We start from the raw sequence: 16,673 nt of genomic DNA on the forward strand, positions 1-16,673 counted from the left end.
GTGGGACGGAAAGCCCCGAAGGGCCCGGTCGTGCTGCTTACTTCTTGATGGCCGGCTCGAGGGCGGCGCGCTCTTGGTCGGTCAGCTTGGCCATCCAGTCGGTGGCCATCTCGGCGCCGACCTTCTTGAAGCTATCGAGCAGGGCCGGGCTGACTTCCTGCACGTTGAGCTTGTTTTCCTGCATCTTCTTGATGCTGGTCTCGTTCTCGTCGGCGCTCATCTGCCAGCCGCGCGCCTCGGCGCGCTCGGCAGCGGCGGTGACGATCTTGCGGGTGCCTTCATCGAGCTGTTCCCAGGCGCGCTTGTTCACGAACACGATGTTCTGCGGGAACATGGTCGGCACGCTGTAGAAGTTCTCCAGGTAGTCCCAGGCCTGGGTGTCCACGCCGGTCGAGGACGAGGTCAGCATGGCTTCGACCAGGCCGGTCAGGAAGGCCTGGGGAATGTCGGCGGCCTGCACCACGGTGGGCACGGCGCCCAGGCGCTTGGCGAAGTCGGCGGTGCTGGGGCTGGGGGTGCGGAACTTCAGGCCCTTGAAGTCCTCGACCTTCTCGACGGCCTTCTTGGTGTACAGGCCTTGCGCGGGCCAGGCCACCGAGTACAGGACGTGCAGGTTCTGCTTGTCCAGGCGCTCTTCGACCAGCGGGCGGGCCGCGGCCCACAGCTTTTGCGCGTCGGCGTGGCCGGACGTCATGAAGGGGATGCTGTCGAAGGAATACAGCGGCGCCTCGTTGGCCATGGTGCCGATGAAGATCTCGCCGATCTGCACCTGGCCGGTCTGCACCGCGCGCTTGATCTCGGGCATCTTGATCAGGGCGCCGCCGCTGTGGATGGTGATCTTGAGCTTGCCGTCGGTTTCCTTGGCCACTTCGTCCGCGAACTGCTTGAGGTTGCGGGTGTGGAAGTTGGTGTCGGGATAGGCCGTGGGCATGGTCCAGGTGGTCTGGGCCAGGGCGGGGCCGCAAGCCAGCAGCGTGGCGGCGATCGTGGCGGAGTGAAGCAGTTTCATGAGGATTCCCCTGTGAATGAACGGTACTGCGAATGGGGCAGCGGTGCACTGCCGGCTGCCGCGGCAAGCGGCTTGCTTGCGGGCCGGGCGCAGCCAGGCGCCCGACGATTGCTGGATAAATTGTTCAACAATGACTGTTTGTAAGTCAATCAATATTTGGTTTTTGTTGACCCAGGATGCCTCTCCTGCCCTTGCGATTGGGGTTTTCCCTGGTGTGGTGGATCAGGACCGCGCCACCGTGCGCACCTCGATGCCGGCCTCGGTCAGCGCCTGGTGGATGCCGCGCGCGAATTCGACCGCGCCGGGCTGGTCGCCGTGGATGCACAGGGTGTCGGCCCGGACCGCTACGTCGGTGCCGTCCAGCGCGCGCACCTTGCCTTCCTGGACCATGCGCAGCACCTGCGCGATGGAGGCCTGCAGGTCGGTGATCATGGCGCCCGGCTGGGTGCGGGGAGTGAGCGCGCCGCTGGCCTGGTAGCTGCGGTCGGCGAAGACCTCGCTGGCCGCGGCCAGGCCGATGGCCTCGGCGGCGCGGATCAGTTCGCTGCCGGCCAGCCCGTACAGGATCAGGCTGCTGTCCACGTCGCGCACGGCGCGGCAGATGGCCTCGGCCAGCGCCGGCTGGGCGGCGGCCATGTTGTACAGGGCGCCATGCGCCTTGACGTGGTGCAGCCGCGCGCCCTGCGAGGCGGCCACGCCGGCCGCCGCGCCCACCTGGTAGACCACGATGTCGTAGGCTTGCTGGGGCGTGATGGGAATGTTGCGCCGGCCAAAGCCGGTCAGGTCGTCCAGGCCCGGGTGCGCGCCCAGCGCGACCCCGTGGGCCAGGGCCGCGGCCACGGTCTTGCGCAAGGTGGCGGGGTCGCCGGCATGAAAGCCGCAGGCGATGTTGGCCGAGCTGACGTAAGGCAGCACGCCCTCGTCGTTGCCCATTTTCCAGGCGCCAAGGCTCTCGCCCATGTCGCAGTTCAGGTCCAGGGTCTTGCGGGTCATCGGAAATCCTTCAAGTGGCGTTCGTACAGCTCGCGCAGGGGCTGCAGGCTTTGGTGCAGCCGGGCGAAGGCCTGCTCGCGCTGCAGGTCCAGCTGCTGCGCACGGGCCAGCGCGATGGCTTCGAACTCGATGGTGTCGCCCGGGCCCAATTGTGCCAGCACCGGCAGGTCCACCTGCGCCACCTGCGCGATCTTGGGATAGCCGCCGGTGGTCTGGCGATCGGCCATCAGCACGATGGGATCGCCGCCGGCCGGAACCTGAATGGTGCCGAAGCTGATGGCTTCGGACAACAGCTGGCTCGGCTGCGCCAGCGCAAGCGTCGGTCCCTTCAGGCGGTAGCCCATGCGCTCGGACTGGGGCGTGATGCGAAAGGGCTCGGACAGGAAGGCCTGGCGGCTGGCCTGGCTGAAGTCCTCCCACTGCATGCCCGGCAGCACCCGCACGCGCCGGCGCGCGCCCGCCCCGGGGCGGGCCGGCTCAATCGCCTGGCCGGCGGGCCGGGCCGAGCCCACGCCCAGCGCGGCCGGCAGGTAGATGCGCTGCTGCCACAGCGCCTGGTGCAGCGCCTGCATGGCGGCGTCGTCCAGGCGCGCCGGGCGGCGCAGCGGCACGCAGTCGCCCTTGGCCAGCGCCCGTCCGCGAAAGCCGCCAAAGCCGCTGCGCAGATAGGTGCTGTCGCTGCCCATCATGCCGTCGAGCAGCCAGCCCCCGCGCACGGCCAGATAGGCGCGCGTGCCCGATCCGCGCGCGCCGAAGGCCAGCAGGTCGCCGGCGCGCACGGCGGCGGGCCGGTTCAGCGGCAGCGGACGGCCGTTGAGCGTGGCGCCCAGCTCCGCCCCCGTGAGCGCGATGCAACAGGGCGACTCGAAGCACAGCAGGGGCCCGGCCAGGGTGATTTCCAGCGTGGCGTGATCGGTTTCGTTGCCCACCAGCAGGTTGGCGAGCCGGTGCGCTACCGGGTCCATGGCGCCGGCCACCGGGATGCCCAGGTGTTGCGAGCCGTAGCGGCCCAGGTCCTGGAAGGTGGACAGCATGCCGGGCTTGAGGACTTTGATGCTCATGCGGCGCTCATCCCTGCTGCTGCGCGCGAAGCTGGCGAAAGCGCGCTTCGCTGATGGGCACGAAGCGCACGGTGTCGCCGGGCGCGAGCAGCGCGGGCGGGTCGCGGCGCGGATCGAACATGGGCAGCGGCGTGGCGCCCAGGATGTTCCAGCCGCCGGGCAGCTTGCTGGGATAGATGACGGTCTGGCGGTTGGCGATGGCTACCGAGCCGGCCGGCACTTCGGTGCGCGGGTCGGTGCGGCGCGGCACGTCCAGCGCCGGGCCGTGCAGGCCGATGTAGGGATGGCCGGGCGCAAAGCCCAGCATGTAGACCCGACAGGGCTCGCCGCTATGGGCGGCGACGATCTGCTCGGGCGCCAGGCCCTGGGCCTGCGCCACCGCCTGCAGGTCCGGACCGTGTTCGCCGCCGTAGCAGACGGGAATCTCCAGCACGCGGCCGCGGGCCGGCGCCGCGTCCAGGTCGCCCGCCAGCAGCGCCTGCAGCTGCGCCGAGAGCGCCTCGAAGGTCGGGCCGCTGCCGTCGGGCAGCGGCGCGTAATGCACCGCCACCGCCGCAAAGGACGGCACCACGTCGATGACGCCGGGCAGGCGCGCCTTGCGCAGCAAAGCCGACAAGGCCAGGCAGCGCTCGCCCACGGCCGGGTCGATGGCCTGTCCGAACGAAACGACCAGGCATCGGTCGCCCTGGGCGCGGATGCGCCAGCCGGCTTGTTCTGTCATGGGGCCTGCCGCGGGACTACTTGGCGAACAGCGACTCGATGTTCTTGAACGCCTTGAGCTCGATGGCGTTGTTCGACGGGTCCAGGAAGAACATGGTGGCCTGCTCGCCCACTTCGCCCTTGAAGCGCACGTAGGGCTCGATGATGAACTCGGTGCCGCGCTCGGTCAGCTTCTTGGCCATGGCTTCCCATTCTTCCATGGACAGCACGGCGCCGAAGTGGCGCACCGGCACGTTGTGGGAGTCCACGGCGCTGGTGGGCGCGCGCTTGCATTCCTCGGGCGAGAGGTGCGCCACGATCTGGTGGCCGTAGAAGTTGAAGTCCACCCATTCCGGCGAGCTGCGGCCCTCGCTACAGCCCAGCAGCTCGCCGTAGAAGGCGCGGGCTTCGGCCAGGTCGCGGACCGGGAAGGCCAGGTGAAAGGGAGGCATTGCGGCTTGGGCTTGGGCGCTCATGGAAGGGGCTCCGGTAGGACGGTTGGAGGACGGCCGCGGTGGAAACCGCTGCATGGACAAAATTCTAGCCCTTGTATTTTCGATAGAAAAACAATATTTTTTTGGACTTGGCATTAATAAAATTGATGCTCGCGCCGAGGCCGCATGATCCGGGAATTCAGAACCTTTGCCGCTGTCGCCCGCATGGGCTCCTTTACCGCCGCCGGCCAGGCGCTGGGCCTGACGCAATCGGCCGTCAGCGCGCAGATCCGCCGCCTGGAGGCGTTCCTGGGCATGGACTTGTTCGACCGCACCGCGCGTTCGTCCGAACTCAATGCGGCCGGGCGCGACATGCTGGTCCAGGTCGAGCAGGTGCTGGCCCAGGTGGACCGCATGGTCAGCCATGCCGGGCTGGGCCAGGTCAGCGGCACCCTGCGCATCGGCGCCATCGCCTCCATCCAGCAGGGACTGCTGGTGCGCGCGCTCAAGCGGATGCGGGCCGGGCAGCCCGAGGTGCGCGTGCGCATCGTGCCCGGCGTCTCGCTGGGGCTGCTGGCGCAGGCCGGCAGCGGCGAGGTGGACCTGGCCGTGATGATCAAGCCGCCTTTCGCGCTGCCGCCCGAACTGGGCTGGCGCACCCTGTTGCGCGAGCCCATCGTGCTGCTGGCCCCGGCCGGCACGCCGCTGCGGCCCTGGCGCGAGATGGCCGCCAGCCAGCCTTTCATCCGCTACGAGAAGGCTTCCTTTGGCGGGCGGGTGGTGGACAACCTGCTGCGCAAGCACAACGTGGCGGTGCGCGACGTGATCGAGCTGGACGAGATCGAAGCCATCGCCAACATGGTGCGCGAGGGCCTGGGCGTTGCGCTGCTGCCGCTGACCGCCGGGACCGACCTGCAAGGCCTGGCGGTGGTGCCCATCGACGACGATGACGCCGAGCGCGAGATCGGCATCGCGGCCCGCATGCCCTATGCCGCCAACCGGGCTGCCCAGGCCATGGCCGAATGCCTGCTGGCCGAGGCCGGGCAGCCGCCGGCCGCGCCAGGCCGGCGCGCGGCGGCGGTCAAGGAGCCAGGACGCGGTCGCAGCGCACCGTGATCGGATGGCTGCGCAGGGCGGCCATGACCGCGTCGCCCAGGTCGCCGTCCACGTCGGTGATCACGTAGCCGATCTCGCCCTGGGTCTGCAGGCGCTGGCTGACGATGTTCAGGCCGTGCTCGGCCAGCAGGTTGTCCAGCGCGGCCAGCGCGCCGGGCAGGTTGCGGTGCACGTGCAGCAGGCGCGCATGGCCGCCGGCGTCCTGGAAAGGCAGCTCGGGGAAGTTGACCGCGCCCTTGGTGGCGCCGCTTTGCGCAAAGCGCACCAGCTTCTCGGCGACTTCGCGGCCGATGTTTTCCTGGGACTCCTGCGTGCTGCCGCCGATGTGCGGGGTCAGGATGACGTTGGGCAGGCCGCGCAGCGGGCTGTCCAGCGGCTCGTCGGCGCTCTTGGGCTCGACCGGGAAGACGTCCAGCGCGGCCCCGCCCAGGTGGCCCGAGACCAGCGACTGGTGCAGCGCGTCGATGTCGACCACGGTGCCGCGCGAGGCGTTGATGAGGATGGCGCCCTTTTTCATGGCCGCCAGCGCCTGGGCGTCGATCAGCTTGTGGGTGCCGGCGCCGCCGGGCACGTGCAGGGTGACCACGTCGGACTGCGCCAGCAGCTCGGCCAGCGAGCCGGCCGCGCGCATGTTGCCCAGCGGCAGCTTGGCCTCTACATCGTGGAACAGCACGCGCATGCCCAGGCTTTCGGCCAGGGTGCCGATCTGCGTGCCGATGTTGCCGTAGCCCACCACGCCCAGGGTCTTGCCGCGTGCCTCGTAGGCCCCGGCGGCCGACTTGTCCCAGTGGCCGGCGTGCACGCGGCTGTTTTTCTCCGGGACGCGGCGCAGCAGCAGGATGGCCTCGCCCAGCACCAGCTCGGCCACCGAGCGCGTGTTGGAAAAGGGCGCGTTGAACACCGGCACCCCGCGCATCATGGCCGCTTCGGTGGCGACCTGGTTGGTGCCGATGCAAAAGCAGCCCACCGCGCGCAGGTCCGGCAGCCGGGCCAGCAGTTCGGCGTCCAGGTGCGTGCGCGAGCGGATGCCGACCAGTTCGGCCCCGCGCAGCGCCTCGAACAGCTCGGCCGGCGGCAGCGAGGAGGAATACGTGGCGATGTCGGCCAGGCCGGCGGCCAGGAAGACTTCGCGGGCACTGGGATGGATGTTCTCGAAGAGGACGATCTGGGCCATGCGTCGATCCGGAAAAGCCAAATCGTTATTGTGGCGCAGTTCGCATGCCGGACCCGCCGCAGCCCTGTCCCCGGCATGGGTTTGCGGCCGGGCCAACCTGGCCCGCCTGGCAGCCCGCCTGGGCGTGGCGCTGCCGCGCCGCCAGCGGCCGGCGGGACGCTGAACCGGCCGGCGGCCGCGTGTTTCAGTCCGCGGCCGCGACGCTGACCCGTTCGGCCGGAAAACGCAGGCAGAAGGTGCTGCCCTTGCCCAGCACGCTTTCGATTTCCAGCTCGGCGTCGTGGCGCATGGCCACGTGCTTGGTGATGGCCAATCCCAGGCCGGTGCCGCCGATGGCGCGCGAGCGGCCGCGGTCGACCCGGTAGAAGCGTTCGGTCAGGCGCGGGATGTGGTGGGCCGCGATGCCCAGGCCGCTGTCGGCCACGCAATAGCGTGCGCCGCCCTCGGCCACGCGCTGCCAGGTGACGGTGATGGGGCCGCCGTCGGGCGAATAGCGCACGGCGTTGATCAGCAGGTTGGTGATGGCCGAAAGCAGCTCGGTTTCATCGCCCAGCACGTCCAGGGTGTCGTCGATCTGCCAATCGAATTCGTGGCGCCCGCCCGAGAGCGCCTCGGCCTGCGAGCGCGCCTTCTCGATCAGCGCGGCCATCTGCACTTCGCGCGGCTCGCTGCCGGGCGAGGACTCCAGCGCCGAGAGCGTGAGCAGGTCGGCCACGATGGCCTGCATGCGCTGCGCCTGCTCGTGCATCAGCTGCAGGTACTGCTCGCGCTGCTCGGCCGGCAGCGCCTCGGGCGGCAGCTCGCGCAGGGTTTCCAGGAAGCCGGTCAGCACCGTCAGCGGCGTGCGCAGCTCGTGCGAGACGTTGGCCACGAAGTCGCGGCGCGTGGTCTCGAGCTTCTCGATCTGCGTGACGTCGCGGGTGATCAGCAGGCGCAGGTCGCGCGCATAGCGGGTCAGGTGCATCATCAGCAGCCGGTCGTGGCCGTCCTGCTTGATCCGGATCAGGATGGGCTCGGGCCAGTTGCGCTGGTTGGCATAGGCGATGAACTCGGGCGAGCGCAGCAGGTTCAGCAGGTTGCTGCCGCGGTCGCTTTGCAGGCGCAGGCCCAGGTGCCGGGCCGCCACGCGGTTGCACCAGTCGATGTGGAAGTCGGCGTCCATGGTGACCGCCCCGTCGGGCAGAGCCTGGGCCGCGGCCAGCATGCCCTGCATGGCGTCCTGGCTTTCGGCCAGTTCTCGGGCCAGGGCGCGCCGCTGGCGATAGAGCATGGCGACGATGTCGTCCAGCGAGCCGGTGGAGGCGGGCGGCGGGGAGTCGGGGCTGCGGGCCCAGCGGGCCACGCGGCTGAGGTTCCAGCTGCGCCAGACGGTGGCGGCCGCCAGGCCGCCGGCCAGGGCGATCCAGCCCGCGGCGCTGCCCGCCACGACGTGGATCAGCCCGGCGATCAATGCCCAGAAAATTAGCGTTCCCAGAGTGCGCAGCCAGATCATGGCGCGCATTGTCGCATTGGGAGCGGGCATCGATCAGCGTTGCGGCACTTGGGCGGTGAAGCGGTAGCCGCTGCCGCGCACGGTCTCGACGTGCACGTCGTGGGTGCTGGGCTCCAGGGCCTTGCGCAGGCGGCGGATGTGCACGTCCACCGTGCGCTCCTCGACGAACACGTGATCGCCCCAGACCTGGTCGAGCAGCTGGGTGCGCGAGAACACGCGCTCGGGGTGCGTCATGAAGAAGTGCAGCAGGCGGAACTCGGTCGGGCCGATGGGCAGGGTCTTGCCGTGGCCGCTCAGGCGGTGCGTGACCGGGTCCAGCTTCAGGCCGCAGACGTCGATGACGTCGTCGGTGAGCTGGGGCGCGCGCCGGCGCAGCACGGCCTTGATGCGGGCCATCAGCTCCTTGGGAGAGAACGGCTTGGTGATGTAGTCGTCGGCTCCGGCTTCCAGGCCGTCGACCTTGTCGTGCTCGGCGCTCTTGGCCGTCAGCATGATGATGGGCACGGCGCGGGTGCGTTCGTCGCCGCGCAGGCTGCGCGCCAGCGACAGGCCCGAGGCGCCCGGCAGCATCCAGTCGAGCAGGATGAGATCGGGCAGTTCGGCTCGGATGAGGGTGTTGGCTTGCTCGGCATCGGTGGCGCGCAGAACCTTGTGGCCGGCAAACGACAGGTTGACCGCGATCAGCTCCTGGATAGCGGGTTCGTCTTCGACGACGAGGATGGTGCTGGACATTTGGGCATGCCTGGAAAAGGACGCGCTTGCGGCGCGGACATTGCGATAGTATGGCCGGAATATTGCAGGTATGTGACGGTGCTTGGCTAAGAGGGGACGGAATCGGCTACCATGACGGGATGAACACCCAAGACGCCTCCACCCCGGCCCGCGAGGCCGCCGGCTCCTCCACGCACTTCGGCTACCAGACGGTGCCCGAGGCCGAAAAGGCAGCGCGCGTGGCGGGCGTGTTCCATTCCGTGGCCCAGCGCTACGACGTCATGAACGACCTCATGTCGGCCGGCCTGCATCGGGTCTGGAAGGCCTTTACCGTGGCGCGCGCGGGCGTGCGCCCCGGCATGCGCGTGCTGGACATCGCCGGGGGCACCGGCGACCTGGCGCGGGCCTTCGCCAAGCGCGCCGGCCCCCAGGGCGAGGTCTGGCTGACCGACATCAACGAATCCATGCTGCGCGTGGGCCGCGACCGCCTTACCGACGAAGGCCGGCTGCTGCCCCTGGCGGTGTGCGACGCCGAGCGCCTGCCGTTCCCGGACGGGCACTTCGACCTGGTCACGGTGGCCTTCGGCCTGCGCAACATGACGCACAAGGATCGCGCGCTGGCCGAAATGAAGCGCGTGCTCAAGCCCGGCGGCAAGCTGCTGGTGCTCGAATTCTCCCGTATCGCCAAGCCGCTGGCGCCCGCCTACGACTGGTATTCCTTCAACGTGCTGCCCTGGCTGGGCCGCAAGGTGGCCAAGGACGAGGCCAGCTACCGCTACCTGGCCGAGTCCATCCGCATGCACCCCGACCAGGAAACCCTGGCGGGCATGCTGGGCCAGGCCGGGCTGTCGCGCGTGCGGTACTTCAACCTGAGCGCCGGGCTGGTGGCCCTGCACGAGGGCGTCAGGCTGGACGGCTAGGACCGTCCCCGCAGCGCCGCGCGCATCCGCCGCGCGGCTGGCGGTCCGCCCGGGTCTTCTCGCCCGGGCTTCGCGGATCCGCCCCATCTCCTTGTTTTTCTTCCTTTTTCGTGCCTCGCGCTGGTGCGCGCCTGCACCGCGCCAAGGCGTTTGGCGGTGCATGCCCGGAAAAACCCGAACGAACCCGAAAAAGCCGTTGACAGCGATTGTCGCCCTGCCTTAGTTTTACTTCGGTTCTATCGAATATCGATTTGATCGTATCGATGATCGATACGATCAAAAGGCAATGGACGCTTTTCCTGGAGATCCGGTTCCATGAACGACACGCTGCAGGTCGCAGTCGATATTGGCGGCACATTCACCGACGTGGTCGGCCGCGATGCCGCGGGCAAGCTGCGGTATTTCAAGATTCCCACCACCCGCACCGACGAAAGCCTTGCCGTGTTCGAGGCCATCGGCCGGATCCGCGACCAGTGGCACGTGCCGGCGGCCCGGATCGAGCGCTTCGTGCACGGCACGACGGTGGCCACCAACGCCATCCTGGAGCGGCGCGGGGCCAAGGTGGGGCTGATCACCACCGAAGGCTTCAAGGACGTGCTGGAAATCGGCCGGCAGATGCGCCACCGGATGTACGACGTCATCCTGCACAGCGAGACGCCGTCCTTCCTGGTGCCGGGCCGGCTGCGCAAGGAAGTGCCCGAGCGCATCGCCGCCGACGGCTCGGTGGTCACGCCGCTGGACGAGGCCGAGCTGATGCGGCAGGTGCAGGCGCTGGTGGACGAGGGCGTGCAGGCCATCGCCGTGTGCTTCCTGTTCTCCTTCGTGAACCCGGCGCACGAGCGCCGCGCCCGCGAGCTGATCGCCGCGGCCCATCCGGACCTGACCCTGGGCGTCTCGCACGAGGTGGATCCGGCGTTTCGCGAGTACGAGCGCACGGTGGTCACTTCGTTCGATGCCTACGTCAAGCCGGTGATCGACCGCTACCTGTCGCGGCTGGAGGACGGGCTGGCGCAGGGCGGCGTCAGCGCGCCGTTCCAGGTCATGCAGTCGCGCGGCGGGCTGATGGCTTCGCGCATCGCGCGCCAGCGGCCGGTGCGGCTGTTCCTGTCGGGGCCGGCGGCAGGGGTCATCGGCGCGCAGATCGCCGGTACCTCGGCGGGCATCGACAACCTCATCACCGTGGACATCGGCGGCACCAGCAGCGACATCGCGCTGATCAACAAGGGCAAGGCCCTGGTGCGCTCCGAAGGCGTGATCGACGGCTACCCGGTGCGCGTGGGCATGGTGGACGTGAATTCCATCGGCGCGGGCGGCGGCTCGATCGCCTGGATCGACGCGGCCGGCGGCCTGCGGGTGGGTCCGCGCTCGGCCGGCTCCGAGCCGGGCCCGGCCTGCTATGGCCGCGGCGGCGAGCAGCCCACCGTGACCGATGCTTCGATCGTGCTGGGCTACCTGGATCCGGACTATTTTGCCGGCGGCACGCTCAAGCTGTATCCCGAGAAATCGCGCCAGGCCATCGAAAGCAAGGTGGGCGGCCCGCTGGGCATGTCGGTCGAGGAGGCGGCCCTGGGCATTCACCGCATCGTCAATGCGCAGATGGCCGAGGGCATCCGGCTGGTCTCGATCCGCCAAGGCCTGGACCCGCGCGAATTCACCCTGATGCCGCTGGGCGGCGGCGGGGCCGTGCACATCGTGCCGCTGGCGCGCGAGCTGGGCGTGCGCCGCGTGGTGATTCCGCGCTATCCGGGCGTGCTCTCGGCCGCGGGCCTGCTGGCCGCGCCGGTCGAGCACGAAACCTCGGCGGCCTTCGGCAAGACGCTGGACGAGATCGAGCTGCCCGCCATCAAGGCGATGCTGGCCGAGCTGGACAAGCAATGCGAGGCGCTGATGCGCACGGAATCGGTGGGCGGCGCGCCCTCGCGCATCCACTATTTCGCCGATGTCTGCTACGTCGGCCAGGCCTATTCCATCGAAGTGCCGCTGGTGTTCGACGGCCCCGAGCCCTGCGCGCGGCTGTACGAGGAGTTCCTGCAGGCCCACGCGCGCATCTACGGCTACAGCACCCGCACGCCGGCGCGCATCGTCAACCTGCGCGCCGTGCACCAGGCCGGCGGGCAGGCGCGCATCGACACCACCGAGTATGCGCCGTCGGGCCAGGAGCCCTTGCGCGGCCACCGCCCGATCCGGGTCGCCGGCCAGGGCGAGCCGCTGAGCGCCGGGGTGTACCGCCGCGACGCGCTGCCGGTGGGCTATCGCTTCAGCGGCCCGGCCATCGTCGAGCAGGCCGACACCACCACGCTGATAGAGCCGGGCTGGCAGGCCGAGGTCGACGCGGCCGGCAACCTGGTCCTTACCCGATAACCCGCGACGCAAGGAAAACCGCCATGGGCATGAACGAATCGCAGCAATTGATCGACGGACAGGCCGGCGCGGGGCTGGACCCGGTGACCGTCGAGGTAATACGCCACAAGCTGGAGGGCATTGCCAACGAGATGGAGTCCACGCTGCTGCGCAGCTCCTTCTCGCCCATCGTCAAGGAGGGCCTGGACGCCTCGGCCAGCCTGTTCACGGTGCGGGGCGAATCGCTGGCGCAGGCCTGCGCCGTGCCCATCCACCTGGCCACCCTGATCCCCATCGTGGAAACCATCCTGCGCGAGTACCCGCTGGCCGGCATGCGCGAGGGCGACGTCTACATCATGAACGACCCCTACCTGGGCGGCACGCACCTGCCCGATATCGCGCTGGTGGCGCCCGTGTTCGTGGCCGGCGAAGTCATTGCCTTCTCGGCCACCATGACGCACCACCAGGACGTGGGCGGCATGACGCCCGGGTCGATCCCCACCAACGCCACCGAGATCTACCAGGAAGGCATCCGCATCCCGCCGCTCAAGCTGTTCGAGGCCGGCCAGATCAACCAGACCCTGGTCAGCCTGCTCAAGCTGAACGTGCGCATTCCCGACACCTTCATGGGCGACATCAACGCGCAGATCGCCGGCTGCCGCATCGGCGCGCGCCGCCTGGTGGAGCTGGCCGGCCATTACGGCATGCCGCTGCTGCACGCGGTGTTCGAGCAGCTGCTCAGCCATTCCGAGACCCTGACGCGCGCGCAGCTGCGCGCCATCCCCGAGGGCGTATACCGCTACGTGGACTGGCTGGACAACGACGGCATCGACCTGGACCAGCGCGTGCGCATCGAACTGGCGGTCACCGTCAAGGACGGCGGCATGCACGTGGACTTCACCGGCACCAGCGCGCAGCTGCGCGGGCCCTTTAACTGCGTGCGCTCGGGCACGCAGGCGGCCGCCTACTTCGCCGTGCGCGCGCTTACCGATCCGGAGATCCCCACCAACGCCGGGTGTTTCCGGCCCGTCAGCCTGCACCTGCCCAAGGGCACGCTGGTGAACCCCGAGGAGCCCGCCCCGGTCGGCTCGCGCACGGCCACCATCAAGCGCGTCACCGGCTGCATCCTGGGCGCCTTCAAGGAGGCGCTGCCCACCAAGGTGCCGGCGGACTCGGCCGGCGTGCTGCTGGCCCTGGCCTTCGGCGGCAAGCAGCCCGACGGCCGGCCCTACGTGGTCGGCGAGCTGATTACCGGGGGCAGCGGCGGCAGCCATCGCAGCGACGGCGTGGACGTGATCGAGACCGACGCGTCCAACTGCATGAACCTGCCGGTCGAGGCGCTGGAGCTGGAGGCCCCGATCCGGGTGCGCCGCATGGCGCTGCGGCCGGATTCGGGCGGCGCCGGCAAGTTCCGCGGCGGCCTGGGCCTGGTCAAGGAGTTCGAGCTGCTGGGCGAGAGCGCCGTGTTCACGCACCGCGGCGAGCGGCACTATTGCGCCGCGCGCGGGTCGGCCGGCGGGCTCAGCGGCGCCTGCGAGGTGTCCGAGATCGTGCGCGCCTCCGGCCAGGTCGAGACCATCCCGTCCAAGCAGGTCGCCACGTTGGCGCGCGGGGACCGCGTCATCGTGCGCACGCCGGGGGGCGGCGGCTATGGCGAGCCGTCCGAGCGGGACCGCCAGGCGCTGCTGGACGACATCGCCGATGGCAAGGTCAGCGCCGCGCAGGCGGCGCAGCTGTACGGCTACCGGCCGTAGCCGCCGGGCGCCGAAGATCGGGGCTGGAGGCTTTCCGGCCCCGCGGGACTCAACCTTTCCAATTCAGGAGATCGAGATGCACAAGGGGAAACTGCAGCACAAGGTCCTGAAAGCCCTGGTGGCGGGCGCGGCCGCGCTGCTGGCGGCGGGGCAGTCGCTGGCGGCCGAGGCGCAATGGCGCATGCACATCGTCTGGGTGCCGGCGCGGGTCGAGGCCGGCTACTACCAGCAGTTCGTCGACGAGGTGAACGAGAAGGCGGCCGGCAAGCTCAAGATCCAGCTCTTTCCGGGCGCCACGCTGGGTGTCAAGGACATCGACATGCTGCGCGTGCTGCCGCGCGGCAACGTGATCCAGGCGGCCGGCCTGTACCCGGGCTACATGACGCGCGACGAGCCCGAGTACGCCGTGACCCTGCCGCCGGGCGTGGTGCAGGATCCGGCCAGGCTCGATGCCATCGCGCCGACGCTGCGCAAGATCTACGACGAAACCTACGAGCGCTGGGGCATCGAGCTGCTGGGCTTCGTGGCGCATCCGGTGCGCGATACGCACATCCTGTGCAAGGAACCCATCAACACACTCGAAGGGCTCAAGGGCAAGAAGGTGCGCGTATGGGAGAAGTCGCAGGCCGACGCCTTCGCCAAGCTGGGCGTGGCCGCCCAGATCGTCGGCCAGAACGACCTGTACATGGCCATGCGCACCGGCGTGGTCGATTGCGCGGTCTATCCCATCCACTTCTCGCTGACGGCGTCGCTGCAGGAAGTGGCGCCCAACGCCAGCTACCTGTTTCCGTATGTGCTGCATCCGTTGAACCTGATCGTCTCGAAGAAGGCGATGGACGCGCTGCCCGAGGACGTGCAGCAGATCGTGCGCGAGGCGGCCCGCCGCGTCGAGCGCGAGTCCTTCGAGTCCTACGTCAAGGGCGAGGTGGATGCCCGCTCCGAACAGGAGTGGACCGGCAAGGGCGGCAAGGTGCTGGACGATTTCCCCGAGGCCGACCAGCAACGCTTCGCGCAGGCGGCGGCCGAGGTCTGGGAGTCCTCTGCCAAGGCCGTGGGCGAGAAGGCCCAGGCCAACCGCCAGGCGGTGCTCGACGCCATGCGCTGATGCACCCGGCCCGGGGCGCGGCCTGGCCGGCCGCGCCCGCACCAAGGAGTCATCGATGAAACGCCTAGTTTACGGAGTGGCCGAAGGCCTGCTGCGGCTGGCTACCGCCTGCGGCATCCTGCTGACGCTCTTTGTGGCGGCAGCGGCCGGCATGCGCTATCTGGCGGGCGCGCCGCTGCCGTTCACCGAGGAGCTGGTCGGGCTGCTGTTCGCGGCGCTGGTCTTTCTGGCCTTGCCCTACGTCACCTTGCACAACCAGCATATCGAGGTGACCCTGCTGGCCGAGCGGCTGCCCGGGCCGGCCCGGCGCCTGGCGCGGGCCCTGTCCCAGGCGCTGGTCGTGCTGTTTTGCGCGTGGTTCGGCATGTATGCCTACGATTTCGCCGCGCTGTCCATGCAGCTTGATTCCCGCTCGGACATCGGCGGCGTGCGGCTGTGGCCGTGGATGGCGCTGCTGGTGCTGGCCTGCGTGCTGATGGGGGCCTTCACGCTTTACCGTTGGCTGCGGCCCGGCGCGCACGAGCCGGCCCAAGCACCGCCCGGCGCCTGACAGGAGGGAGCCAAGCATGGTTTGGGGTTTGCTTCTGGCCGGCCTGGCGCTGACCGCGTTCACCGGCCTGCCCATCGGCATCGGCCTGGCGCTCACGGGCCTTGCCGTGCTGCGGTTCTGCGCCGGGGGCGGCGAGGACCTGGCCGTCAACGCGGTCTGGAACGTCTTTACCGATTTCACGCTCTCGGCCGTGCCCATCTTCATCTTCATGGGCGAGATCCTGCTGGTCAGCGGCGTGTCCTCGCGCATCTACGCCGCCATCTCGCCGTTCTTTCGCAACGTGCCCGGCGGCCTGCTGCACACCAATATCGCCGTGTGCACCGTCTTTGGCGCGGTCAGCGGCGCGAGCACCTCGACGGCCGCGGCCGTGGGCTCGGTCGCCTATCCCGAGCTGCGCGACCGCGGCTACTCGCGCCCGCATGTGGTCGCCACGCTGGCGGCCGGCGGCACCCTGGGGCTGCTGATTCCGCCCAGCCTGGCCCTGCTGCTGTATGGCGCCACCCAGGGCGTATCGATCGGCCGCCTGTTCCTGGCCGGCGTGCTGCCGGGCCTGATGCTGGCGCTGATGTTCATGGCCATGATCCTGTTCCAGGCCCTGCGCCGGCCCGGGCTGGCCGGGTCGCCGGCCGCCCCGGTGCCGCTGGGCCGCAAGCTGCGCGGGCTGCTGGGCATCTGGCCGGTCGGCTTCCTGGTCTTCGCGGTCATGGGCACGCTGTACATGGGCCTGGCCACGCCCACCGAGGCGGCGGGCCTGGGCGTGGCGGTCGCGGCCATCACGGGCTTTGCCTGGGGCGAACTGACCTGGCGCAAGCTGCTGGGCGCCTTCCGCACGGCGACCCGGGTGTTCGCCGCCATCGCGCTCATCATGCTGGGCGCGCTGGTCCTGTCGCAGTCGCTGACCATCATCGGCCTGCCGCAGCAGCTGGTGGGCACGGTCACCGAGATGGGCCTGTCGCCCTATGCGGTGCTGGCCGTGGTGATGCTGATCTACCTCGTGCTGGGCTGCTTTTTCGACGGCATCTCGCTGATGCTGATGACCATCCCCATCGTCTTTCCGCTGATGATGAGCGCGGGCTTCGACCCGGTCTGGACGGGCGTGGTGATCACCATCCTGATCGAGGTCGGCATGCTGACCCCGCCCGTGGGCATGAACCTGTTCGTGCTTACCGGCATCACCGGCAGGCAGGTGAGCCTGCCGCAGGCGGCGGCCGCGGCTTTTCCCTATTGGCTGCTGATGCTGCTGGCGATCCTGATCCTGACGGCGGTGCCGCAGATCGCCACCTGGCTGCCGGGCCGGGTCATGGGGGCCTGAGCG

General features: G+C 69.5%; 15 protein-coding genes. 7 read left to right on the top strand and 8 right to left on the bottom strand.

The features are described 5' to 3' along the window. Window positions 1–37: 37 nt before the first annotated feature. The 5 genes from V8Z80_RS08690 to V8Z80_RS08710 all read right to left on the bottom strand — a co-directional run bounded on the left by V8Z80_RS08690 (window position 38) and on the right by V8Z80_RS08710 (window position 4,238). Entirely contained in the window at window positions 38–1,009 is a 972-nt protein-coding gene (locus V8Z80_RS08690) for a TRAP transporter substrate-binding protein (protein ID WP_336061742.1), read from the bottom strand. Window positions 1,010–1,231: 222 nt separating this feature from the next. Then, a complete protein-coding gene (locus V8Z80_RS08695) occupies window positions 1,232–2,002 on the bottom strand; it encodes a LamB/YcsF family protein (protein WP_155194806.1) in 771 nt (256 codons plus the stop codon). Next, window positions 1,999–3,063, bottom strand: a complete 1,065-nt coding sequence (locus tag V8Z80_RS08700) for a biotin-dependent carboxyltransferase family protein (RefSeq protein WP_336061743.1) — start codon at window positions 3,061–3,063, stop codon at window positions 1,999–2,001. Before V8Z80_RS08700 ends, V8Z80_RS08695 begins: the two co-directional genes overlap by 4 nt. A 7-nt stretch (window positions 3,064–3,070) precedes the next feature. Next, window positions 3,071–3,784 carry a 5-oxoprolinase subunit PxpB gene (pxpB, locus tag V8Z80_RS08705; protein WP_155194810.1) on the bottom strand — a complete coding sequence of 238 codons (714 nt, stop codon included), beginning with the start codon at window positions 3,782–3,784 and terminating at the stop codon, window positions 3,071–3,073. Between the two features lie 16 nt (window positions 3,785–3,800). After that, a complete protein-coding gene (locus V8Z80_RS08710; protein ID WP_155194812.1) occupies window positions 3,801–4,238 on the bottom strand; it encodes a VOC family protein in 438 nt (145 codons plus the stop codon). A 144-nt stretch (window positions 4,239–4,382) separates the two neighbouring features. Here V8Z80_RS08710 and V8Z80_RS08715 point away from each other — a divergent pair, with 144 nt between their 5' ends. Next, window positions 4,383–5,312: a LysR family transcriptional regulator gene (locus V8Z80_RS08715; RefSeq protein WP_155194814.1), complete on the top strand. Its 930-nt coding sequence runs from the start codon at window positions 4,383–4,385 to the stop codon at window positions 5,310–5,312. Here V8Z80_RS08715 and serA read toward each other — a convergent pair. The 3 genes from serA to phoB form a co-directional block, all read right to left on the bottom strand. Further along, on the bottom strand, window positions 5,278–6,486 hold the full coding sequence (gene serA / locus V8Z80_RS08720; RefSeq protein WP_155194816.1) for a phosphoglycerate dehydrogenase: 1,209 nt from the start codon (window positions 6,484–6,486) through the stop codon (window positions 5,278–5,280). The genes V8Z80_RS08715 and serA overlap by 35 nt on opposite strands. A 184-nt stretch (window positions 6,487–6,670) precedes the next feature. Next, window positions 6,671–7,978, bottom strand: a complete 1,308-nt coding sequence (phoR, locus tag V8Z80_RS08725) for a phosphate regulon sensor histidine kinase PhoR (RefSeq protein ID WP_155194877.1) — start codon at window positions 7,976–7,978, stop codon at window positions 6,671–6,673. Between the two features lie 33 nt (window positions 7,979–8,011). Beyond that, window positions 8,012–8,710 carry a phosphate regulon transcriptional regulator PhoB gene (gene phoB / locus V8Z80_RS08730; protein ID WP_155194818.1) on the bottom strand — a complete coding sequence of 233 codons (699 nt, stop codon included), beginning with the start codon at window positions 8,708–8,710 and terminating at the stop codon, window positions 8,012–8,014. A 119-nt stretch (window positions 8,711–8,829) separates the two neighbouring features. Here phoB and ubiE point away from each other — a divergent pair, with 119 nt between their 5' ends. The 6 genes from ubiE to V8Z80_RS08760 all read left to right on the top strand — a co-directional run bounded on the left by ubiE (window position 8,830) and on the right by V8Z80_RS08760 (window position 16,670). Next, the gene (ubiE, locus tag V8Z80_RS08735) at window positions 8,830–9,609 is read left to right on the top strand and encodes a bifunctional demethylmenaquinone methyltransferase/2-methoxy-6-polyprenyl-1,4-benzoquinol methylase UbiE (protein WP_155194820.1); all 780 of its coding nucleotides are present in this window, start codon (window positions 8,830–8,832) and stop codon (window positions 9,607–9,609) included. Between the two features lie 315 nt (window positions 9,610–9,924). Further along, on the top strand, window positions 9,925–11,970 hold the full coding sequence (locus tag V8Z80_RS08740) for a hydantoinase/oxoprolinase family protein (RefSeq protein ID WP_155194822.1): 2,046 nt from the start codon (window positions 9,925–9,927) through the stop codon (window positions 11,968–11,970). Window positions 11,971–11,993: 23 nt separating this feature from the next. Further along, window positions 11,994–13,703 carry a hydantoinase B/oxoprolinase family protein gene (locus tag V8Z80_RS08745; RefSeq protein WP_336061744.1) on the top strand — a complete coding sequence of 570 codons (1,710 nt, stop codon included), beginning with the start codon at window positions 11,994–11,996 and terminating at the stop codon, window positions 13,701–13,703. A 76-nt stretch (window positions 13,704–13,779) separates the two neighbouring features. Beyond that, window positions 13,780–14,808 (top strand): TRAP transporter substrate-binding protein DctP, encoded by a 1,029-nt coding sequence (gene dctP, locus V8Z80_RS08750; protein ID WP_336061745.1) that lies wholly within the window; start codon window positions 13,780–13,782, stop codon window positions 14,806–14,808. Between the two features lie 55 nt (window positions 14,809–14,863). Continuing rightward, window positions 14,864–15,358: a TRAP transporter small permease gene (locus tag V8Z80_RS08755; protein WP_336061746.1), complete on the top strand. Its 495-nt coding sequence runs from the start codon at window positions 14,864–14,866 to the stop codon at window positions 15,356–15,358. 16 nt (window positions 15,359–15,374) lie between these two features. Next, on the top strand, window positions 15,375–16,670 hold the full coding sequence (locus tag V8Z80_RS08760) for a TRAP transporter large permease (RefSeq protein WP_336061747.1): 1,296 nt from the start codon (window positions 15,375–15,377) through the stop codon (window positions 16,668–16,670). The last annotated feature ends 3 nt before the right edge of the window (window positions 16,671–16,673 follow it).

This window comes from Orrella sp. JC864 (genome assembly GCF_037026685.1).
Lineage (GTDB): Bacteria > Pseudomonadota > Gammaproteobacteria > Burkholderiales > Burkholderiaceae_B > Orrella.